At 69.1% G+C, this 18,163-nt stretch carries 28 protein-coding genes; 15 read left to right on the forward strand and 13 right to left on the reverse strand.

Annotated features, from left to right (window positions below):
* Positions 1-53 precede the first annotated feature (53 nt).
* Genes JTN19_RS08585 through JTN19_RS08600 form a run of 4 tightly spaced genes read right to left on the reverse strand, consistent with a single transcriptional unit; the run spans position 54 to position 2,089 of the window.
* The gene (locus JTN19_RS08585; protein ID WP_206931505.1) at positions 54-947 is read right to left on the reverse strand and encodes an MBL fold metallo-hydrolase; all 894 of its coding nucleotides are present in this window, start codon (positions 945-947) and stop codon (positions 54-56) included.
* Between the two features lie 29 nt (positions 948-976).
* A complete protein-coding gene (locus JTN19_RS08590) occupies positions 977-1,432 on the reverse strand; it encodes a DUF6691 family protein (protein ID WP_206931506.1) in 456 nt (151 codons plus the stop codon).
* 8 nt (positions 1,433-1,440) lie between these two features.
* Complete coding sequence (locus JTN19_RS08595) at positions 1,441-1,869, reverse strand: YeeE/YedE family protein (protein ID WP_206931507.1); 429 nt, start codon at positions 1,867-1,869, stop codon at positions 1,441-1,443.
* Position 1,870: 1 nt separating this feature from the next.
* The gene (locus tag JTN19_RS08600; RefSeq protein ID WP_206931508.1) at positions 1,871-2,089 is read right to left on the reverse strand and encodes a YgaP family membrane protein; all 219 of its coding nucleotides are present in this window, start codon (positions 2,087-2,089) and stop codon (positions 1,871-1,873) included.
* Between the two features lie 76 nt (positions 2,090-2,165).
* On the opposite strand from JTN19_RS08600, the gene JTN19_RS08605 reads away from it, so the two are divergent.
* Positions 2,166-2,492: an ArsR/SmtB family transcription factor gene (locus JTN19_RS08605; protein ID WP_242530990.1), complete on the forward strand. Its 327-nt coding sequence runs from the start codon at positions 2,166-2,168 to the stop codon at positions 2,490-2,492.
* Here JTN19_RS08605 and JTN19_RS08610 read toward each other — a convergent pair.
* The gene (locus JTN19_RS08610; RefSeq protein ID WP_206931509.1) at positions 2,453-2,926 is read right to left on the reverse strand and encodes an RrF2 family transcriptional regulator; all 474 of its coding nucleotides are present in this window, start codon (positions 2,924-2,926) and stop codon (positions 2,453-2,455) included. The two genes, JTN19_RS08605 and JTN19_RS08610, sit on opposite strands and share 40 nt — an antisense overlap.
* A 100-nt stretch (positions 2,927-3,026) precedes the next feature.
* Between JTN19_RS08610 and JTN19_RS08615 the strand changes: the two genes are divergently transcribed.
* From JTN19_RS08615 to JTN19_RS08670, 12 genes are all read left to right on the forward strand, one after another.
* Positions 3,027-4,454, forward strand: a complete 1,428-nt coding sequence (locus JTN19_RS08615; RefSeq protein WP_206931510.1) for a cytochrome ubiquinol oxidase subunit I — start codon at positions 3,027-3,029, stop codon at positions 4,452-4,454.
* A complete protein-coding gene (gene cydB, locus JTN19_RS08620; protein WP_206931511.1) occupies positions 4,451-5,455 on the forward strand; it encodes a cytochrome d ubiquinol oxidase subunit II in 1,005 nt (334 codons plus the stop codon). The genes JTN19_RS08615 and cydB overlap by 4 nt, the downstream gene beginning before the upstream one ends.
* A complete protein-coding gene (locus tag JTN19_RS08625) occupies positions 5,455-5,577 on the forward strand; it encodes a DUF2474 family protein (protein ID WP_206931512.1) in 123 nt (40 codons plus the stop codon). Before cydB ends, JTN19_RS08625 begins: the two co-directional genes overlap by 1 nt.
* A gap of 44 nt (positions 5,578-5,621) precedes the next feature.
* Positions 5,622-6,071, forward strand: a complete 450-nt coding sequence (locus tag JTN19_RS08630; RefSeq protein ID WP_206931513.1) for a DsrE family protein — start codon at positions 5,622-5,624, stop codon at positions 6,069-6,071.
* Between the two features lie 14 nt (positions 6,072-6,085).
* Positions 6,086-6,862, forward strand: coding sequence for a substrate-binding domain-containing protein (locus JTN19_RS08635; protein ID WP_206931514.1), 777 nt, complete (start codon positions 6,086-6,088; stop codon positions 6,860-6,862).
* A 34-nt stretch (positions 6,863-6,896) separates the two neighbouring features.
* Positions 6,897-8,327 carry a dihydrolipoyl dehydrogenase gene (locus JTN19_RS08640; protein ID WP_206931515.1) on the forward strand — a complete coding sequence of 477 codons (1,431 nt, stop codon included), beginning with the start codon at positions 6,897-6,899 and terminating at the stop codon, positions 8,325-8,327.
* 112 nt (positions 8,328-8,439) lie between these two features.
* Positions 8,440-9,081, forward strand: coding sequence for a peroxiredoxin (locus tag JTN19_RS08645; protein ID WP_242530991.1), 642 nt, complete (start codon positions 8,440-8,442; stop codon positions 9,079-9,081).
* Between the two features lie 17 nt (positions 9,082-9,098).
* Positions 9,099-9,575, forward strand: a complete 477-nt coding sequence (locus tag JTN19_RS08650) for a methyltransferase family protein (protein ID WP_206931516.1) — start codon at positions 9,099-9,101, stop codon at positions 9,573-9,575.
* The gene (locus tag JTN19_RS08655) at positions 9,575-9,946 is read left to right on the forward strand and encodes a group II truncated hemoglobin (protein ID WP_206931517.1); all 372 of its coding nucleotides are present in this window, start codon (positions 9,575-9,577) and stop codon (positions 9,944-9,946) included. Before JTN19_RS08650 ends, JTN19_RS08655 begins: the two co-directional genes overlap by 1 nt.
* 118 nt (positions 9,947-10,064) lie before the next feature.
* The gene (locus JTN19_RS08660) at positions 10,065-11,126 is read left to right on the forward strand and encodes an efflux RND transporter periplasmic adaptor subunit (RefSeq protein ID WP_340643299.1); all 1,062 of its coding nucleotides are present in this window, start codon (positions 10,065-10,067) and stop codon (positions 11,124-11,126) included.
* Complete coding sequence (locus JTN19_RS08665; protein ID WP_206931519.1) at positions 11,123-12,256, forward strand: FtsX-like permease family protein; 1,134 nt, start codon at positions 11,123-11,125, stop codon at positions 12,254-12,256. Before JTN19_RS08660 ends, JTN19_RS08665 begins: the two co-directional genes overlap by 4 nt.
* A gap of 5 nt (positions 12,257-12,261) precedes the next feature.
* A complete protein-coding gene (locus JTN19_RS08670) occupies positions 12,262-12,963 on the forward strand; it encodes an ABC transporter ATP-binding protein (RefSeq protein ID WP_206931520.1) in 702 nt (233 codons plus the stop codon).
* Between the two features lie 102 nt (positions 12,964-13,065).
* On the opposite strand, the gene JTN19_RS08675 is transcribed toward JTN19_RS08670, so the two are convergent.
* The 4 genes from JTN19_RS08675 to JTN19_RS08690 form a co-directional block, all read right to left on the reverse strand.
* Positions 13,066-13,350 (reverse strand): hypothetical protein, encoded by a 285-nt coding sequence (locus JTN19_RS08675; RefSeq protein WP_206931521.1) that lies wholly within the window; start codon positions 13,348-13,350, stop codon positions 13,066-13,068.
* On the reverse strand, positions 13,350-13,550 hold the full coding sequence (locus JTN19_RS08680) for a hypothetical protein (protein WP_206931522.1): 201 nt from the start codon (positions 13,548-13,550) through the stop codon (positions 13,350-13,352). Before JTN19_RS08680 ends, JTN19_RS08675 begins: the two co-directional genes overlap by 1 nt.
* Before the next feature lie 145 nt (positions 13,551-13,695).
* Complete coding sequence (locus JTN19_RS08685; RefSeq protein ID WP_206931523.1) at positions 13,696-14,553, reverse strand: DUF3489 domain-containing protein; 858 nt, start codon at positions 14,551-14,553, stop codon at positions 13,696-13,698.
* A 95-nt stretch (positions 14,554-14,648) separates the two neighbouring features.
* A complete protein-coding gene (locus JTN19_RS08690; RefSeq protein WP_206931524.1) occupies positions 14,649-14,885 on the reverse strand; it encodes a hypothetical protein in 237 nt (78 codons plus the stop codon).
* Positions 14,886-15,098: 213 nt separating this feature from the next.
* On the opposite strand from JTN19_RS08690, the gene JTN19_RS08695 reads away from it, so the two are divergent.
* Together JTN19_RS08695 and JTN19_RS08700 are read left to right on the forward strand one after the other, a co-directional pair.
* Entirely contained in the window at positions 15,099-15,335 is a 237-nt protein-coding gene (locus tag JTN19_RS08695) for a type II toxin-antitoxin system ParD family antitoxin (RefSeq protein WP_242530992.1), read from the forward strand.
* Positions 15,332-15,661, forward strand: coding sequence for a type II toxin-antitoxin system RelE/ParE family toxin (locus JTN19_RS08700; protein ID WP_206931525.1), 330 nt, complete (start codon positions 15,332-15,334; stop codon positions 15,659-15,661). The genes JTN19_RS08695 and JTN19_RS08700 overlap by 4 nt, the downstream gene beginning before the upstream one ends.
* Before the next feature lie 155 nt (positions 15,662-15,816).
* Here JTN19_RS08700 and JTN19_RS08705 read toward each other — a convergent pair whose 3' ends face one another.
* The 4 genes from JTN19_RS08705 to JTN19_RS08720 form a co-directional block, all read right to left on the reverse strand.
* Positions 15,817-16,377, reverse strand: coding sequence for a hypothetical protein (locus JTN19_RS08705; protein WP_242530993.1), 561 nt, complete (start codon positions 16,375-16,377; stop codon positions 15,817-15,819).
* A gap of 326 nt (positions 16,378-16,703) precedes the next feature.
* Positions 16,704-17,249 (reverse strand): DUF6456 domain-containing protein, encoded by a 546-nt coding sequence (locus JTN19_RS08710; RefSeq protein WP_206931526.1) that lies wholly within the window; start codon positions 17,247-17,249, stop codon positions 16,704-16,706.
* Positions 17,239-17,469 carry a hypothetical protein gene (locus JTN19_RS08715; RefSeq protein WP_206931527.1) on the reverse strand — a complete coding sequence of 77 codons (231 nt, stop codon included), beginning with the start codon at positions 17,467-17,469 and terminating at the stop codon, positions 17,239-17,241. The genes JTN19_RS08710 and JTN19_RS08715 overlap by 11 nt, the downstream gene beginning before the upstream one ends.
* Complete coding sequence (locus JTN19_RS08720; protein WP_206931528.1) at positions 17,466-18,014, reverse strand: crossover junction endodeoxyribonuclease RuvC; 549 nt, start codon at positions 18,012-18,014, stop codon at positions 17,466-17,468. The genes JTN19_RS08715 and JTN19_RS08720 overlap by 4 nt, the downstream gene beginning before the upstream one ends.
* Between the last annotated feature and the right edge of the window lie 149 nt (positions 18,015-18,163).

Here is an 18,163-nt window from a genome sequence, read left to right on the forward strand (position 1 = left end):
TAGGCTGCATGGCTGCTTCTCCCAGAGTTTTTTGGCCGCGGCGGCGGCAGGGCTTATAGGGCGTTGACGGGCAGTTTGAGGAAGACGCGGCCGCTCTCGTCAGGCGGCGGCAGGCTGCCTGCCCGCATGTTGACCTGCAGGGAGGGCAGGATCAGCCGCGGCATGCCGAGTGTCGCGTCACGCGCCTCGCGCATCGCGACGAACGCATCCTCAGTCACACCATCCTTCACATGGATATTGTGGGCGCGTTCCTCGGCGACGGTCGTTTCCCACTGGATGTCGCGCCCGTTCGGTCCGTAGTCGTGGCACATGAACAGCCGCGTTTCGGGCGGCAGTTCCAGCACACGGTGGATCGAGCGGAACAGCGTGCGCGCATCGCCACCGGGGAAGTCGGCGCGGGCCGAGCCGCCATCGGGCATGAACAGCGTGTCGCCCACGAAGGCTGCGTCGCCGATCACATGCGTCATGCAGGCTGGCGTGTGGCCGGGCGTTTGCAGCGCGAAGGCGGTCATGCCGCCGATGGTGTAGGTATCGCCATCCTTGAACAGCCGATCGAACTGGCTGCCGTCGCGACGGAATTCGGTGCCCTCGTTGAAGACCTTCCCGAAGACCTCCTGCACCACGGTGATCTGCTCGCCGATGCCGATCTTGCCGCCGAGGTGTTGCTGGATGTAGGGCGCGGCCGAGAGATGGTCAGCATGCACATGGGTTTCGATCAGCCATTCCAGGCGCAGGTCGTGGGCCTTGATATGGGCGATGATCGCATCGGCCGAGCCATGCGTGATGCGGCCCGCCGCGTAGTCGATATCCATGACGGAGTCGACCACGGCGCAGGCGGCCGAGGCGGGATCCTTCACGACGTAGCTGATGGTATTGGTCGGTGCGTCGAAGAAGGCCGTGACGTCAGGCTTCACCGACAGTTCGACGCGATGCGGAATGGCGTTCATGGTGGTTGTCCTCTCGGGTTTCTTGTTCGTCAGGTGCGCGGCGTGGCTGGAATGAGCTTGGCGGGGCGGCTGGCGAGCCAGCGGGCAGCCGCCATTCCGACAAGCATCGCCAGGACAAAGATCAGCGCCGCGTTGTCGCCGATGGTCAGCGCTGTGAAGGCCGGGCCAGGGCAGAAGCCCGCTAGGCCCCAGCCCACGCCGAAAATGGCGGGGCCCGCGACAATGCGGGCATCGATCTCTGTGGCGTTGGGAAGGTGGAACTTGCCGCCGAAGATCGGCTGCGACCGGCGCAGCACCAGCTTGAAGCCGATGAAGGTGACGGCGATGGCGCCGGCCATCACGAAGGCAAGGCTCGGATCCCACCCCCCGCTCGGGATGGCGGCGAGGTCGAGGAAGTTGAGCACCTTCGCCGGGTCGGACATGCCGGCAATGACGAGGCCGAGGCCGAAGACCAGGCCGATCACGAATTGCACCAGGATGGACATGTTTGGCTTCACAACAGGTGTCGGGTGAGGAAAACGGTCGCGATCGCGGTCGCCATGAAGGTGAGGGTCGCGACCAGCGAGCGCATCGACAGGCGCGACAGCCCGCAGACCCCATGGCCGGAGGTGCAGCCATTGCCCCAGACCGAGCCAAAGCCGACCAAGAGCCCGGCCAGGACCAGCAGGGCGGGGCCCGCCTCGATGGTCGGCACCGGCGCGGTACCTGTGGCGAGCAGAACGACCAGCGGCGCCACCACGATGCCAAGAATGAAGGCGAGCCGTCCGGCGAGTTCACCATCGGCGTAGGGCGGCAGCAGCCGCACTGCGATTCCGCTGACGCCGGCAATGCGCCCCTTCGCGGCCATCAGCATCACGGCTGACGCGCCGATCAGCGCGCCGCCGAGAAGCGAGGCCACCGGGGTGAAGTCGGTGGCGGTCATGTCAGGCCTTGCTGACGGGGCAAGTGCGGATGCCGAACAGTGTGTAGGCGGGGCAGAAGCGGAACACCGCAGTGCCGAGCATCACCACCCCCCAGCCGACCAGCGCGAAGCGCCAGGCGCCGAGCGGGGCGAACATCGCCGGCAGCAGCAAGGGAGCGCCGACCAGCACGGCGCCGAGAGCGAAGCGGGCGGCGCGATCGAGGGAACCGACATTGGCCATGGGGTGGTGCTCCAGCGTGTTGATACTGGATTTATATCTGCGCAAGTGCTAAGATGTCAACATGAATATAGGCATCATGAGTGACGCTTTAGGCATCATGGAAGCCAAGGCGGAGGAGGCTGCACGCCTGCTCGCAGCTCTGGCGAACGCCAAGCGGCTGATGGCGCTCTGCCATCTTATCGAGGGTGAGAAATCGGTGGGCGACCTCGCCGACCGTGTCGGCCTGGCGCCGTCCGCCCTGTCGCAGCACCTCGCCCGGATGCGCGACCTGCGGCTGGTCGAGACCAGGCGCGAGGGCCAGACCATCTACTACCGCCTGGCCAGCGCTGAGGTCGCTGCGATCCTGGAGACGCTCTACCGCCTCTATTGCGCGCCGGCCGGGAGCAACGCCGAGGCTGGCTGAGGCCGACCCTCCAGGCGATCGAGCAATGCGCCCTTGTTCAGGGCGATATCGGCGATTGTCATGTCGTCCAGAACCGAGAAAAACGCTCGCATGGCGCGGTGCAGGCCGCGGGAGAGGTGGCACACCCCCAGCAGCGGGCAGGTGTTGGTCTCGGCGTTGAAGCACTCCACCAGTTCGAGCGGCGCTTCCGTCCAGCGGATGATCTCACCCACAGTGATCTGCTCCGCCGGCCGCGCCAGGCGCATGCCGCCGCGCCGGCCGCGGATGGTCTCGATATAGCCCCGCCGGGCGAGTTCGCCGGCGACCTTCACAAGATGCGCCTTGGAGATGCGATGCGCTCGGGCGACGTCGTCCACCGTGACGATCTCCGGCGCACGGAGCGCCACGAGCTGCAGGGTGCGCAGCGTGAAGTTGGAATACTGGGTGAGGCGCAAGGTCGATCCTTCGTCACGAGAAAATCTCTATTCATCATATTGCTTTTCTCTGAAGCGAACAATATCCTGCATCACGGATGACGGTTTAAGCGGGGTTGCCATGGAGTCCTTTGACGCACTGACGCTGGCGCGCATCCAGTTCGCCTTCACCGTCAGCTTCCACATCATCTTCCCCGCCTTCACGATCGGCCTCGCCAGCTATCTCGCGGTGCTCAATGCGCTGTGGCTGCGGACCGTCCAGGGCGCCTACCTCGACCTGTTCAACTACTGGAAGAAGATCTTCGCCGTCGCCTTCGGGATGGGCGTCGTCTCCGGCATCGTCATGAGCTACCAGATCGGCACGAACTGGAGCGTCTGGTCCGACAAGGTCGGCCCGGTGCTCGGCCCGTTGATGGGCTATGAGGTGCTCTCGGCCTTCTTCCTCGAAGCGGGCTTCCTCGGCGTCATGCTGTTCGGGCGCGAGCGCGTCGGGCCGAAGCTGCATTTCCTGGCGACGCTCATGGTGGCGCTCGGCACTTTCATGTCGGCCTTCTGGATCCTGTCGGTGAACAGCTGGATGCAGACGCCGGCCGGCTACGCCATCAACGAGGCCGGCCAGTTCATCGCCACCGACTGGTGGGCGGTGATCTTCAACCCGTCCTTCCCCTACCGCCTCGTGCACATGCTTCTGGCAGCCTATCTCACCACCGCGCTGGTGGTGGGTGCCGTCGGCGCGCTGCACCTGCTGCGCAACCGCGCCAATCCGGCGGCCCGCATCATGTTCTCGATGGCGATGTGGATGGCGGCGGTCGTGGCGCCCCTGCAGATCGCGGCGGGCGACTTCCACGGGCTGAATACGCTGGAGCACCAGCCGGCCAAGGTCGCGGCGATGGAGGGCCATTTCGACACCCATGCCGGCGCGCCGCTAATCCTGTTCGGCATTCCCAATGCGGCGGAGGGCCGCATCGACTACCAGGTCTCGATCCCCTATCTCGGTTCGCTGATCCTCACGCACCAATGGGATGGCGTGGTCCGGGGGCTGAATGAATGGCCCGCCGATCAGCGTCCGCCCGTGGGGATCGTGTTCTGGAGCTTCCGGATCATGGTCGGCATCGGCTTCGCGATGCTGGGCCTCGGTGCCTGGGGCCTGTGGCTGCGCTACCGGCGCAGGCTCTACGACGCGCCCTGGCTGCACCGCGCCGCGATCGCTATGGGTCCGTCGGGGTTCGTGGCCGTGCTCGCGGGATGGATCACGACCGAGGTCGGGCGGCAGCCCTGGACGGTCTATGGCCTGCTCACCACCGCGCAATCCGCGTCGCGCATTGATGCCGCGGCGGTGGGTGCTTCGCTGCTGGCCTTCATCATCGTCTATTTCATCCTCTTCGGCGCCGGCACCTTCTACATCCTGCGCCTGATGAACGCCGCGCCGCACAGCCACGAGAGCGGCCTTGCGCCGGGCCAGCCGATCCGCGCCGCCGGCATCATGCCCGCCCCGGCCATGGCCGCGAAGGACGCCCTGCCGACCGCCGAGAAGGAGCCCGTGTCTTGACCCTTGATCTCCCCCTCATCTGGGCCGGGCTGATCGCCTTCGCGGTGCTGGCCTATGTCATCCTGGACGGCTTCGACCTCGGGGTGGGAATCCTGTTTCCGCTGGTGCGGGGCGAGCGCCATCGCGACGAGATGATGAACTCGGTGGCACCCGTCTGGGACGGCAACGAGACCTGGCTCGTGCTCGGCGGCGGCGGCCTCTTCGCGGTGTTCCCGCTGGCCTTCGCGATCATCATGCCGGCGCTCTACGCGCCCATCATGGCGATGCTGCTCGGACTGGTGTTCCGCGGCGTCGCCTTCGAATTCCGCTGGAAGACCAGGCGCGGCCAGTTCCTGTGGGACTGGGCCTTCGCCGGCGGCTCGATCCTGGCGGGATTCGCGCAGGGCGTGGCGCTCGGCGCGCTCGTGCAGGGCATCCCGGTCGAGGGCCGCGCCTATGCCGGCGGATGGTGGGATTGGCTCACGCCGTTCAGCCTGCTCACCGGCGTGGCACTGACGGTCGGCTACGGCCTGCTGGGCGCGACCTGGCTGATCCTGAAGACCGAGGGGCATGTCCAGCGCCGCGCCTACGACATCGCCTTCATCGCGGCACCCGCCACCATTCTCCTGATCGGCCTGGTCAGCCTCTGGACCCCGTTCCTCAACACGGTCTATGCGACGCGCTGGTTCGGCTGGCCGCATGTGCTGCTGGCGATCCCGGTGCCGCTCGCGGTGCTCGGCGTCTCCTATGTCCTGCTGCGCGGCCTGACCGAGCGGCGCGAGCTGTCGCCCTTCCTCGCCTCGCTCGCGCTGTTCGTGCTGTGCTTCATCGGCCTCGGTGTCAGCTTTTTCCCGCATATCGTGCCCAACTCGGTCACGATCTGGGCGGCAGCCGCGCCCGACAACAGCCTCACCTTTCTGCTGGTCGGCGCCGCCGTGCTGATCCCGCTCATCCTTGCCTACACCGCATACGCCTACTGGGTGTTCCGCGGGAAGGTGAACAGTGTGGGCGGTTACCACTGATGGCCGCACCGCAGGCCACGCGGCCGCTGGCCGTCAGGCTCGGCTGGTTCCTCGCCCTTTGGGTGGGGAGCGTGCTTGGCCTCGGCGTCATCGGCTTCGCCATCAAGCTCGCGCTGCGATGACCGCCGCGCGTCATTCGACACTCCCACAACCAAGGACAACATCCATGCCCCGATCCACGCTCCGCCACGCCGCCCTGGCCCTGCTCGCCACCACGGCAATCGCCGCCACGCCCGCCGCCGCGCAGGAGCCGCAGCGCGTGCTCGCCCTCGTCACCACGGCCGAGCCGCAGGTGCAGGGCATGGCCTTCGTGCTGCTCAACGCGATGCGCGCGCAGGGCGCGACCGTCGAGGTGATGCTCTGCGGTCCGGCCGGCGATCTCGCCCGGCGCGAGCCGCCGGGCCCGGCCGCGACGCCGCTGCGCCCGATGAACGCGACGCCCGCGCAGATGCTGGCCGGCATCGTCCGCGCCGGCGTGCGCACCGAGGTCTGCGCGCTCTATCTGCCCAACGCCGGCGTCGGGCCCGAGGCGCTGATCGAGGGGGTGCGCCCGGCCCAGCCGCCCGAGATGGCGCGCCGGATGACCGATCGCGCCACCACCGTTCTGCCGTTCTGAGCGGGGAGCGACCGATGATGGATCGTCGCCTGCTTCTCCTGGCCGCGAGCTGGCTGGCCATCTCGGCCCAGGCGCGCGCCCAGGCACCAGCCCCGGTCCGGGCCTTTGGCCCCGGGGGCCCGGCCCCTGCCATGCGCGCGGCCGGCGAAGCATTCCGCGCCGCGCAGGGCATCCCGGTCGAGATCGTCTCCGGCCCCACCCCGGGCTGGGCAGGACGCGTCCCGGCCGAGGCGGACATGGTCTTCTCCGGCGCCGAATACATGATGGACGATTTCGTGGCGCAGTTCCGCGATGTGGTGGATCCGGCCACCCGCACCACACTGTTCCTGCGGCCATCGGCGATCCTGGTGCGCCGCGGCAATCCGCGCGGCATCACCGGGCTGCGCGACCTGCTCGCGCGGCCGCCGGCCGAGGCGCGCATCCTGGCGACCGGCGGCGCAGGACAGGTGGCGCTGTGGGAGGATGTGGCCGGCCGCACCGGCGACATCGCCCTGCTGCGCGCCATGCGTGAACGCATCGTGCTGGTGGCGCCCAATACCGGCGCGGCGCAGCAGGAATGGCGCAGCAAGCCCGACGCCTATGATGTCTGGCTGGTGTGGAACCACTGGCAGATCGCCGCCCCCGAGCATGCCGACCTGGTCGAGATCGAGGAGCCGTTCCGCATCTGGCGTTCCAGCGGGACGGTGCTCACGAAGATCGGCGCGGCACGCGCGGAGGTGCGGCGCTTCGCGGCCTTCCTGGCCGGCCCCGAGGGGCAGCGCATCTTCGCCCGCTTCGGCTGGACCGGATAGCCGCGCGGGGAAGCTTTGAAGGGGGACGTGGCCGATGGATGAGCGCGTGGTGGATGTCGCGATCGTGGGTGCCGGCACGGCCGGTCTCAACGCGCGGCGCGAGGTCGAGAAGCGCGGCGGCCTGCCGCTGCTGATCGAGAGCGGCCCCTATGGCACGACCTGCGCGCGTGTCGGCTGCATGCCCTCCAAGCTGCTGATCGCCGCCGCCGATGCCGCGCACGGCATCGGCGCCGCGGCGGCGCTGGGCGTCCACGCCGAAGCGCGGATTGACGGGCCGGCGGTGATGGCCCGGGTTCAGCGCGAACGTGATCGCTTCGTGGCCTTCACGGTCGAGGCCACGGAGGCCATCCCGGCCGAACAGCGCCTGCTCGGCCATGCGCGCTTCACCGCCCCGACCACGCTGATGGTAGACGGCCACACGCGGGTCTCGGCGCGCGCCGTCATCATCGCCACCGGCAGCACGCCCTTCGTGCCGCCGCTCTTCGCCGCCATCCGCGACCACGTCATGGTCAATGACGATGTGTTCGAACTGCGCGCGCTGCCATCGAGCCTCGCTGTGATCGGGACGGGCGTGATCGCGCTGGAACTGGGCCAGGCGATGCAGCGCCTGGGAGTCCGCGTGACCTTCTTCAGCCCCTTCGACGATCTCGGCCCCTTCACCGACCCGGCCGTGCAAGCCGTGGCGCTGCGCGAATTATCGGGCGAGCTGGAGCTGCGCCTGCACACCCGGATCCTCGCGGCGGAACCGGGCGAAGGCGGCGTCCTGCTGCGCTGGGAAGCCGCCGACGGCACGCCGGGCGAGGAGCGCTTCGCCCGGGTTCTGCTCGCCGCCGGGCGGCGGCCGAACATTGCGGGCCTCGACCTGGCTGCCAGCGGCCTGCCGCTCAACGCGGCCGGGCTGCCCGCCGTGGACGCGCAGACCGCGCAATGCGGCGACGCGCCCATCTTCCTCGCCGGCGACGTGGCGGGGCATCGGCCGCTGCTGCATGAGGCGGCGGATGAGGGGCGCTTCGCGGGCGCCAATGCGATGCTGTGGCCGCAGGTGCAGCCGCATGAGAGGCGCACACCGCTCGCCATCGCCTTCACCGACCCGCAGATGGGCATGGTCGGCTTGCGCCACGATCAATTGCCGGAGGGCGACCACGCGATTGGCGAGGTCTCCTATGAGCGCCAGGGCCGCGCGCGGGTGATGGGCCGCAACCGGGGCCTGGTGCGCATCTACGGGGAAGCCTGCACGGGCCGCCTGCTCGGCGCCGAGATGTTCGGTCCCGGCATGGAACACATGTCGCAGCTGCTCGCCTGGGCCGTGCAGCAGCGCATGACCGTGCCGCAGGCCCTGGCAATGCCCTTCTACCATCCGGTGCTGGAGGAGGGCTTGCGCACCGCGCTGCGGGATCTCGCCGCGAAACTCCAGCTTCTCGACAGATGCCGGCCGGAGGATCTCGCGGAGGCACCCGGGCAATAGAGCCGTCCGGCATGTTCGGATGTCTGCCGAAACACCCGCGCGCAAGCGGGGCCACGGGCGTCACCACGGGGCGCGCGATCGCGCCCCGATTCAACAACCAAGGAGCTTGACCATGACGATGCCGAACATCGGATTGCCCCGCCTGAACGAAGCCGCCCCCGCGTTCCAGGCGCACACCACGCATGGCGATCGCAGCCTCGCCGACTACGAGGGAAAGTGGCTGGTGCTGTTCTCCCACCCCGCCGACTTCACGCCGGTCTGCACCACCGAATTCATGGCCTTCGCCCGCGCGCATGAGCGCTTCGCGGCGCTGAACTGCGAGCTGCTCGGCCTGTCCATCGACAGCCTGTTCGCGCATCTCGCCTGGGTGCGGAACATCGAGGAGAAGTTCGGCGTCGCCATTCCCTTCCCCATCATCGAGGACATCAAGATGGAGGTGGCCGGCGCCTACGGCATGGTCCACCCCGGCGCGGCCGACACACAGGCCGTGCGCGCAACCTTCCTGATCGACCCCAAGGGCAGGCTGCGGGCGATGCTCTACTACCCGATGAGCAATGGCCGCAGCATCGACGAGATCCTGCGCCTGCTGATCGCGCTGCAGACCTCGGACGCGAACGGCGTCGCCACGCCCGAAGGCTGGCAGCCCGGCGAGAAGGTGATCGTGCCACCGCCCAAGACCGCCGCCGCCGCCGCCGCGCGCGCCGGCGAGGGCTATGAGACGACCGATTGGTACTTCTCCAAGCGCGCCCTCTAGGCGCGTCGTTGGTGACCATGCCAGGCACGCTCGCCGCACCCAACCGCATCCCCTGGCCGCCGATCCTGTTCGGCGCGACGGCGATCGCGGCGGTCGGGCTTGGCATGGTGGCACCAGGGCCGGCATGGCTGCGCGCGCCGGCCTGGGCGGCGGCCGGCTGGGTGGTGCTGCTGGCCGGGCTCGCGCTCGACATCGCCGCGATGGCGACAATGTGGCGCCAGCGCGCCAATATCCTGCCGCATCGCGCGGCGACGGCGCTGGTCACCACCGGCCCCTTTGCCTGGTCGCGCAACCCGATCTATCTCGGCAACACGATCGTCATGACGGGTGCCGCGCTGGCCTTCGCCAATCCGTGGTTCCTGCCCGCCGCGCTGCTGGCCGCAGTCGCCGTCACACGCCTCGCGATTCTGCGCGAGGAAGCGCATCTGGCGGCGCGGTTCGGCGCGGCGTGGGTCGCCTACAGCGAACAAACACCGCGATGGGTCGGGCGATGATGACACCCTATTCCCGGATGGGCGGCGAGGCCGGCATCCGGCGCTTCACCCAACGCTTCTACACGCTGATGGACACGCTGCCCGAGGCAGCCGCCTGCCGCGCCGTGCATCCGCCGGACCTGACCCATGCCGGGCAACGCCTGTTCGAATACCTTTCGGGCTGGCTCGGCGGCCCGCCGCTCTATGTCGAGCGCCATGGCAGCCCGATGCTGCGCCGCCGGCACCTGCACGCGCCAATCGGCGCGGAGGAGGTTCGCCGATGGCTGCTGTGCTTCCATCGCGCCTGGGACGAGCAGGTGAAGGACGCGGCGCTCGGCCATGACGTGCTGCCGCGGATAGACAAGCTTGCGCGGCACATGCAGAATCAGTGATTGTCGCGATACGATTGGACTCTGCCGCATGCGATCCCTTCGCCTCGTCCTTGCCGGACTCGTTCTCGCTTCGGCGGCCGGGGGCGCTTGGTGGTACACGCAGCACCGCCCATTGCCCGTGCCCGTCGCCGCATTCGAGCCGGATGTGCCGGTGACGGTGTTCGGCCTCGGCACGATCGAGGCGCAGATCCTCGCCCGCATCGGTTTCGAGGTTCCGGGCACGCTCATCGAACTGGCCGCAGATCACGGCGATCGGGTGGCTGCGGGAGCGGTTCTCGCGCGCCTCAACACGATCAGCCAGCAGGCGCGCGTGGCGCGCGCCGAAGCCGCGCAGTTGTCGGCCGATGCAGCCGCGGCGCGGGCCGTTGCGCAGCGTGAGCGCGCCGAGGCGCAGTTCACCCAGAAGCAGGCCACCGCGCGGCGGCGGCGCGACCTCGCAAACCGGGGCGTGGGCAGCCAGGAGGTGGCCGAACTCGCCGAGACCGAGCAGGAGCTCGCCCGCGTTGACCTGCTGGTGAACGCCGCCGATGCCGCCGTCGCGCGCGCCGCCCAGGCCGAAGCACGCGCCAACCTCGCGACCGAGCGCGCGACGCTGGACAAACACACCCTGCGCGCACCCTTCGAGGCCATCGTCATCGCCCGGTCGCGCGAAGCCGGCACCGCGCTCAACCCGGGGGAAGTGGTGTTCACCCTGGTCGCGCCCGAGAGCATCTGGATGCAGGCTTTCATCGATGAGGGCCGTGCCGGCGACCTCGCGCTCGGCCAGACCGGCATGGTGACCCTGCGCAGCCGCCCCGGTCGGCCCGTCGCCGCCGAGATCGTGCGGATCGGACTCGAAGCCGACCGTGTGACGGAGGAACGCCGCGTCCATCTGCGCTGCCGGGCCTGTCCCACCATGCCCGTGGTGGGCGAGCAGGCCGAGGTGGTGATCGAGACGGCCCGCCTGCCGCGCGCCAGGCTGTTATCCGAACAGGCGCTGCATGGCTTCGACGGCGCCGCCGGCACGGTCTGGACCATCGAGGCGGGGCGCCTCGCGCGGCGGCGCGTGACCATCGCCGCGCGACTGGTCGATGGCCGCGTCGCCATCACCGATGGCCTGCCTGACGATGTCGCGCTGGTGACCCAGGTAGCCGCGCGCTTCGTGGTCGGTCGCGCGGTGCAGGCGGTGCCCGGGCCGTGAACCTCGCGCTCGCGGATATTCGCCACAAACTCGGCCGCTTCGTGCTGACCTGCCTCGGACTTGGCCTGTTGATGGCTGTCGCCCTGTCGATGGTGGGCATCTATCAAGGCGTGGTGACGGAAGCGCTGGCGCTGTCGCGCAGCCTGCGGGCGGATCTCTGGGTGGTGGAATCCGGCACGCGCGGGCCTTTTGCCGAATCCTCGCGCATTCCGGGCGATGTGCGCGAGATGGTGGCCCGCCTGCCCGGCGTAGCAGCGGCCGGCGCCATCACGCTGCGCACCGCCGAAGCCCAGGCGCCGCAGGGCACGATCCGCGTGCAGGTGATCGGCTATGAGCCCGGGCGGCCCGGCGGGCCTTCCGCCATCGCCACGGGGCGCGGCCTGGGGGCGACACGGTTCGAGATCGTCGCCGATGCACGCTCTGGCCTGCCGCTCGGCGCCACGCTGCTGCTCGGGCGGTATCGCTACCACGTGGTCGGCACCACGCGCGGCCTTGTCGCCTCGGGCGGCGATCCGCTGATCTTCATGCAATTGCGCGACAGCCAGGATCTGCAATTCCGCCTGGCCCCAGCCGCGGCCCGCCGCGCCATCGCGGCCAACGCAGGCAGCGGCGGCACCGACACGGTGAACGCCATCATCGCCCAACTCCACCCGGATGCCGACCCGGCCCTCGTGGCGGAGACGGCGCGGCGCTGGAAACACCTGGCGGCGCTGACGGATCAGCAGCAGTCGGACCTGCTGACCCTGTCCGTGGTGAACCGCGCGCGCGTGCAGCTTGGCATGTTCACCGTGGTGCTGCTGTTCGTCTCGGCGGTGATCATCGCGCTGATCATCTACACCATGACGATGGACAAGCTGCGCGAGATCGCGACGCTGAAGCTGATCGGCGCGCCGGACAGCACTATCGTCGGGCTCGTGCTGCAACAGGCGCTGCTGCTGGGCGGGATGGCCTATGTGGCCGCCGTCGCCATCGTGTTCTCGGCACGCGATGTCTTCCCTCGTGCTGTCGTGCTCGGCCCGGGCGAGGTCGCGGTGATGGCGGGCGTGATCGCGGTGATCTGCCTGTTGGGCAGCCTGGTGTCGATCCGCGCCGCGTTGCGCATCGAGCCGCAACAGGCGCTGGGGGGCTGACGCGCATGGCAGGCCCCCTCGTGCAGGTGGAGAAACTGAGCAAGACTTTTGGCGCCGGCGAAACCGCGGTGCGCGCGCTGGCCGAGGTGGACCTGGTGGTTGAGGCCGGGGAGGTGGTGGGCCTCAAGGGACCTTCCGGCAGCGGCAAATCGACGCTGCTGAACCTGATCGCCTGCATCCAGGAACCCACCGCCGGCAGGCTCTCCATCGGTGGCGAGACGGTGTGGGACGGGCAGTGGCGCGTGCCCGACCTGCGGCGGCTGCGCCGTGAACGCATCGGCTTCATCTTCCAGTCCCACAATCTGCTGCCCTTCCTCAACGCCATCGACAATGTGGCGCTGGCGATGACGCTGGACGGCGTGGACCGCAGCGCCGCACGGCAGCGGGCGGGCGCGCTGCTTGACTACCTCCAAGTCGGCAAACGCGCCTCGGCGATGCCCGCGCGGCTATCGGGCGGCGAGGCACAGCGCGTGGCCATCGCCCGCGCGCTGGTCAACCGGCCACAGGTGATCCTGGCCGATGAGCCGACCGCGGCCCTCGATTCCGAACGCGCGCGTGTGGTGATGGATCTGCTGCGGCAGGTGGCACGCGACCAGCAGGCGGCGATCCTTGTAGTGACGCATGACGAGAAGATCTTCGACCGCTTCGATCGCATGGTGGCGCTGCGGGATGGGCGGATTGAGCAACAGCAGCGCAGCGCGGCATGAGAGCCGCCGCAATGGAGTGCGCTTGCCAGGGGCGCGGCCTGGTCACGCTGTGAATCGGAGGGGCAAGGCTATCGCGCTTGGCCATGTCTGCCTGCGAAACTCTTACCAGAGGGGACGAAGGGCGCGCTGGCGGGCGGCTTCAAAGGCGGTGATGGCAGCGGACCAATCCAGCATGGTGTCGTCGCCGATCACCTGCACCGACGCGAGGGTCACGCGGCGGCGCGACCAGTAGTTCCCGTCCAGCGTGGCGAGCCAGCCGGCGAGGCCCTGTGCGGTGAGAGCAGCGGCGTCGGCTTCGACCTCTGCCTCGCTGGGCGGTGCCGCGCGGCCCATCGTCACGTGCCGGCCGTCCTGCGCCAGGATGATCCAGCGGCGCTCGGAGGGCATCAGCCCTCCTCCTTCTCGGTCTGCCAGGTGGCGTAGTCCACCGTGGCGAAGATCCCGCGCCCGTCGCTGGCGGTGCAGACCTGGATCGTCGCGCGGCCCACGCTGTCGGTGCTGCGCGGCGCTGTGGCGAGAAGCTGCTGCCAGGCGGCGCGTTCCTGCGGGCCTTCGGCGGTCTCGTGCGGGAGGATGGTGGTGCTCATCGTCGTCTCCGTCTGGCGGGGCGGGATGCCCTGCGCGTGACGGACAATTCGCGCTGTGTCGGAGCGCAGCCAACCCAATAGAGCGCCGGGAATCTGGATGATCCCCGGCGCTTCCGATGATGTTCGATGCAGTGGCTGAGATGTTTCACTCCGCCAGGGCGTAGATGGTGAAAGAGCCCTTCGCGCCCGTCTTGTTCGGGCCGACCATCCGCTCCCGCGACTTCACCTCGACCGCGTGGCCCTTCTTCTTCAGCCCGGCGAAGAAGCCCCGGACCGTGTGCTGCGCCCATCCCGTCGCCTCGGCGATCTGCGCCACCGTCGCCCCCTCGGGGCGGCGCAGCATGGCGAGCACCTGCTCCTGCTTCGTGCCCTCGCGCGGCTTGCGCGGCGCGCCCGGATCCCGCGGCGTGCGGGCGGGCTTGCCGGCCAGCAGGGTGCGCAGGGCTTCCATCTGGGCATCGAGCGCGGCGATCATGTCGGTGGCGCGGTTGGCCTCGTCGTCCCAGGCGGCAAGCACCGCAGCGGCGGCGTCGCGCAGGCTGGTCCGCGGCCGGGCGGCGCGTGCCGCGAGGGCCTGGTCCAGCATCGCGATCTCCTCTGTCAGGGGCGCGGCCTGGGCGGCTTCGGCGACCTTGGCGTCCTGTGTCGCGGGCTCCGCGGCGGGCGCCACCGTGGGCGCCGTGTCGGGCACGCTGCCCTCGATGCCCGAGCAGTCGGGCTCGCCGGCCTCCACGTCGCCCTCGTTCGGGTCGATGCCGATGGCGCGCAGCCCCTCGTCGGTGATGCGCGCCACGATCCAGGTGCCGTCCTCATCCTGCCGCCAGCCGAGGCCGATTTGCTCCCGCGGGGCGTTGATCTCGGTGAGCAGGTTGTTCTTGATCAGGCTGCGGAACACCGCGTTGCGGGCCGCGGCCGGCAGGGTCTTCGGCGCGCGGGCGAGGCCCATCTCGTGCTGCGCGGCGGCGCTGAGAATCACGCGCTGGGTGTCGGAAAGCTTGTTCATCGTGGTGGTCTCCGGTTCCGGGCGCCGCTCATCGGCCCCTACTGCCGGGAGCCCCGCCGGCGCTGCCGGTCGGGGCGGTGCGGGAGTGGCCCGCTTCATTCGGCCCATTCGCCGCGCTTCAGGTAGGAGTCCGTTACCCGCGCCAGCAGGCTGTTCCAGTGCTGCAGGCTGGCATGCGCGCCCCAGAGCACCGTCTCGGGATCCGCGCCGAAGTGGTCCGCGCTCATCTGCTGAAGCTCGGCGACCATCGCGTCGAAGCGCGCCTTCTCGGCGAGGAAGGCTTCGAGGCTGCGTTCCTGGTTGCGGGCGGCGCGGGCTTCGCGGTCGGTCATCGTGGTCTCCGTCGTGGTGCGGGGCGGGGTGCTCTGCGTGTGACGGACCATTCGCGCTGTGCCGCGCACGAGCCAAGCAAGATGCAGCGGCACGGTATTGCTATCTTTTTGCTGCCTTGATCACATCATGATTCTGCCGTTTTTCCAGCCTGGAGCGTTTCCGGTTCACATCATTCTTGCCAATTTTTGCCAAAACCGGCTAGAGTCTGGCCCATGGCCACTATGAACGTCTCCCTGCCGGATGGGCTGAAATCCTTCGTGGATGAGCAGGTCGCCGCGCGTGGTTACAGCACCAGCAGCGAGTATGTCCGCGAGCTGATCCGTAAGGACCAGGAGCGCGAGCGCCTGCGCGGCCTGCTGCTGGAGGGCGCCGCCTCGGCCCCGGCAGCGCCGGCCGATGATGCCTATTTCGACACGCTCCGCCGCCGCGTCCGCCAGCAGCAGGCGTGATCGCCAAGCCGATCATTCCGCGACAGGCGGCACAGCACGACATCGATCAGGCGATCGCCCACTACGCGGCCGAGGCCGGCGAGCCGGTCGCACTGGCCTTCATCGACGCGCTGGAGCGGGCCTTCAGGCGGATCGCGCAGCATCCGGCGGTGGGGTCGCCGCGCTATGCCTTCGAGTTGCGGCTGGAAGGGCTCCGCACCTGGCCGCTGCGGCGCTACCCGTATGTCGTGTTCTACGTCGAGCGAGAGGACCACCTTGACGTCTGGCGGGTGCTGCATGCGCAGCGCGACATCCCGGCCTGGATGCAGGAATCGGAAGGGTCGTAACCCTTCCGTCGCGCGGATCCTGCTTCGCTGAATTGATGGAGCTGCACATGCCGGCAAACGTCTCCGCGCCGGCGGGGCGCGTGCCGCTGATCACCTTGGATCTTGGCGCCCGCCGATCGATTTCCCGCCGCTGGGACGTCGATGCGGCCCGCGCATCAAGCGCGCGGGTCTGGCTCGTTCGAAGCACTCGGATCCAGACGATCGGCGACCTCCAGCAGAAGCGCGTTCATCTGCTCCTGCAGGATGGTCTGCACGAGGTGAGGATCGCGGCCGATCTCGGCGGCAATCTGACCCGAAACCCGCGCCGGCCAATTCAGCACCCCATCGCGCATGCCGGCTGCAAACTCATCGATGCGGTGGTTGGCGGTGACGACATCCATGAGGCGGCCCTTCCTCTGATCCATGGCGAGCCGCTGCGCTTCGACGCCGAGCGCAAGCCGAGCCAGGGTCAGCCTCCCCAGCGGCGTGTCCTCACCTGGAGGCGCCAGGGGGGAGCGTCCCGGCACGGCCGAGGCTGTCAGATCGCGGCGAACACGTTCGACGTCCCAGGACCCATCCGTCTCCCGGCGGATGCGGCCGACCTGCTCGGCCTTCTGGATCGCGGTGTGAGAGAGTCCGAGGCGACGGGCGACGTCACGGGCGGAGGTGATACGTTCTGGCAACCGCATCTCCTGTGATGGGTGCGGCGGTGGCAACAGTGCGGTGCTGGTTTGCATGTGGCAACCCATGGTTTGCGCCTGGCAACCCATTGAACCCTTGTCCGGTCAATGGCTTGGGGTTGGCACTGGCAACCTGGCAACCTCGTTTTTCGCCTGTCGCTAGCGACCTTGCGCGCTTCCGCCCCCCGCATACAGCGGGGCCAGGAAGGACCCTGCGGCTCGAGAGCCACTGTCTCGATCGAGCCGCAGCGTGGCTGTTCAGCCGCGGCGCTCTCGCACCTTCTCTACGTGTCTTGCTTCTAGCCTTATCGATTTCGGAGCCGCTACGGGGTGAATTGTAACAGCGTGATCGGGGCGATGATGACCGCCCCGATCGTCCCGCGTCACGCCGCCCTCGCTCGTGGCATCAGCCCGAAGTGCACGGCGAGAATGCCGAGGGACCCAACCAGGATGCCCTGTCCCACTGGGCCGTGCACCGTCCGTCCGGCCCAGCCCTGCCGCATCGACCACTCGCGGACCGAGAACTCCAGGCCGACGACGAACCACGCGCAGGAGCCGCAGGGGCTGTCCTGCCCCCCCAGCGCATCGAGCGCCGCAGCGACGCGGCGCCGTGCCTCCACCTGCATCGTCGAGAGCGTGTCGACGCGCGTGCCTGGGATGCGCATGATCTGCGACGTCGACATGCTGTCGAAGCAGGCGGCGCGGAACAGCCCGCGGAAGATCTCACCCGCTTCGTGCATCTGTGGCGTGATGCTGCCGTGCGCCAGCATTAACCCGAGCGTGTCCACGGCGCGGCGATGCGCCACGGGCGTGCCCGTCTCGGGATCCGCGTCGCGAATCGGGTCCGAGAAGCCGCCATGCTGAAGCCGCCACTTCGAGGGCTTTGACAGGTCCTCGACCACCCGCTTTGCCTTGCGCTTACCGGCCATTGTGGTTCTCCCCGTCACGACGCCCCCAGCGCCGGTTGGCTTCGTTGGTGATGGCCTGGCGCAGCCAGTCGTCCGTGATGTCGGCGACAGGCAGCGCGGCCACGCCATGGCGATGCCACGCGGCGGCCCGCATAGCGTTGACCTCGCTGTCGTTGGTCGGGCTGCGCGTGCCGCGGTCGAGGCAGGACCGGGGCGGCTGCGGTGCGCCGTGCATACTCATGCGCGACCTCCCGTGGGGTCGGTGGCCCAAAGCAGAAGGGCGATGGCATCCGCCTCGTTGTCGTCAGCCGGTGCGAAACCGCGGGCCTGGATGGCGGCGACCATCTTCGCCTTGTCGGCATTGCCCTTGCCGGTGGCGTAGCGTTTGATCGTGCCGACTGGGACGCCCTGGTAGGGGACTTCATGCTCCTCGCACCAAGCGGTCAGCGTGGCGAGGAAACCGCCGTAAGTGTGGCTCGCATCGGTGCCGGCATGGGCGCGGACTTCCTCGAACACGATCCGCGCCACACCGCCGGACAGGGCGGCGACCTCCGCCAGCCATCCGCGGAACCGCAGGAAGCGCATCCCGCCGCCTTCGAAGCGGCTGGGCCGGAACGTCATGGTTCCAGAGGTGATGCCACCATCGTGGCTACGCAGCGCCCAGCCGGTGGTGGTGCCGAGATCGAGCGCGAGCACGGTGTGGTGCGTCAGGCTGGTCGCGGGCGGGAGGGCGATGGGCGGGCGGCTTGCGTGCGCGGCGGGCATGGTGAGAGTCGCAACTGCCATGGTGGTCTCCGGAAGGGGATCGTCCTGGTGAGGGCGGCGACGGCGCGGTTCTTGGCGGAGCTCGCCGTCGCTGCCCGGCATTTCGGCGGACCTGTATCCGGGGGGCCTATCGCTGGCGGCCGCTGCCGCCCCAACCCAGGACCCAACCG

This window comes from Roseococcus thiosulfatophilus, assembly GCF_017311575.1.
GTDB lineage: Bacteria > Pseudomonadota > Alphaproteobacteria > Acetobacterales > Acetobacteraceae > Roseococcus > Roseococcus thiosulfatophilus.

Coding starts and splice junctions, on each gene's coding strand:
- JTN19_RS08600 (WP_206931508.1), bottom strand. CDS start 2,089: ATGGCCAATGTCGGTTCCCTCGATCGCGCCGCCCGCTTCGCTCTCGGC.
- JTN19_RS08715 (WP_206931527.1), bottom strand. CDS start 17,469: ATGAGTATGCACGGCGCACCGCAGCCGCCCCGGTCCTGCCTCGACCGC.
- JTN19_RS08650 (WP_206931516.1), top strand. CDS start 9,099: ATGCCAGGCACGCTCGCCGCACCCAACCGCATCCCCTGGCCGCCGATC.
- JTN19_RS08670 (WP_206931520.1), top strand. CDS start 12,262: ATGGCAGGCCCCCTCGTGCAGGTGGAGAAACTGAGCAAGACTTTTGGC.
- JTN19_RS08680 (WP_206931522.1), bottom strand. CDS start 13,550: ATGAGCACCACCATCCTCCCGCACGAGACCGCCGAAGGCCCGCAGGAA.
- JTN19_RS08705 (WP_242530993.1), bottom strand. CDS start 16,377: ATGCAAACCAGCACCGCACTGTTGCCACCGCCGCACCCATCACAGGAG.
- JTN19_RS08695 (WP_242530992.1), top strand. CDS start 15,099: ATGGCCACTATGAACGTCTCCCTGCCGGATGGGCTGAAATCCTTCGTG.
- JTN19_RS08720 (WP_206931528.1), bottom strand. CDS start 18,014: ATGGCAGTTGCGACTCTCACCATGCCCGCCGCGCACGCAAGCCGCCCG.
- JTN19_RS08685 (WP_206931523.1), bottom strand. CDS start 14,553: ATGAACAAGCTTTCCGACACCCAGCGCGTGATTCTCAGCGCCGCCGCG.
- JTN19_RS08635 (WP_206931514.1), top strand. CDS start 6,086: ATGATGGATCGTCGCCTGCTTCTCCTGGCCGCGAGCTGGCTGGCCATC.
- JTN19_RS08645 (WP_242530991.1), top strand. CDS start 8,440: ATGACGATGCCGAACATCGGATTGCCCCGCCTGAACGAAGCCGCCCCC.
- JTN19_RS08640 (WP_206931515.1), top strand. CDS start 6,897: ATGGATGAGCGCGTGGTGGATGTCGCGATCGTGGGTGCCGGCACGGCC.
- JTN19_RS08625 (WP_206931512.1), top strand. CDS start 5,455: ATGGCCGCACCGCAGGCCACGCGGCCGCTGGCCGTCAGGCTCGGCTGG.
- JTN19_RS08595 (WP_206931507.1), bottom strand. CDS start 1,869: ATGACCGCCACCGACTTCACCCCGGTGGCCTCGCTTCTCGGCGGCGCG.
- JTN19_RS08615 (WP_206931510.1), top strand. CDS start 3,027: ATGGAGTCCTTTGACGCACTGACGCTGGCGCGCATCCAGTTCGCCTTC.
- JTN19_RS08590 (WP_206931506.1), bottom strand. CDS start 1,432: ATGTCCATCCTGGTGCAATTCGTGATCGGCCTGGTCTTCGGCCTCGGC.
- JTN19_RS08710 (WP_206931526.1), bottom strand. CDS start 17,249: ATGGCCGGTAAGCGCAAGGCAAAGCGGGTGGTCGAGGACCTGTCAAAG.
- JTN19_RS08655 (WP_206931517.1), top strand. CDS start 9,575: ATGACACCCTATTCCCGGATGGGCGGCGAGGCCGGCATCCGGCGCTTC.
- JTN19_RS08630 (WP_206931513.1), top strand. CDS start 5,622: ATGCCCCGATCCACGCTCCGCCACGCCGCCCTGGCCCTGCTCGCCACC.
- JTN19_RS08675 (WP_206931521.1), bottom strand. CDS start 13,350: ATGCCCTCCGAGCGCCGCTGGATCATCCTGGCGCAGGACGGCCGGCAC.
- JTN19_RS08585 (WP_206931505.1), bottom strand. CDS start 947: ATGAACGCCATTCCGCATCGCGTCGAACTGTCGGTGAAGCCTGACGTC.
- JTN19_RS08690 (WP_206931524.1), bottom strand. CDS start 14,885: ATGACCGACCGCGAAGCCCGCGCCGCCCGCAACCAGGAACGCAGCCTC.
- JTN19_RS08605 (WP_242530990.1), top strand. CDS start 2,166: ATGAGTGACGCTTTAGGCATCATGGAAGCCAAGGCGGAGGAGGCTGCA.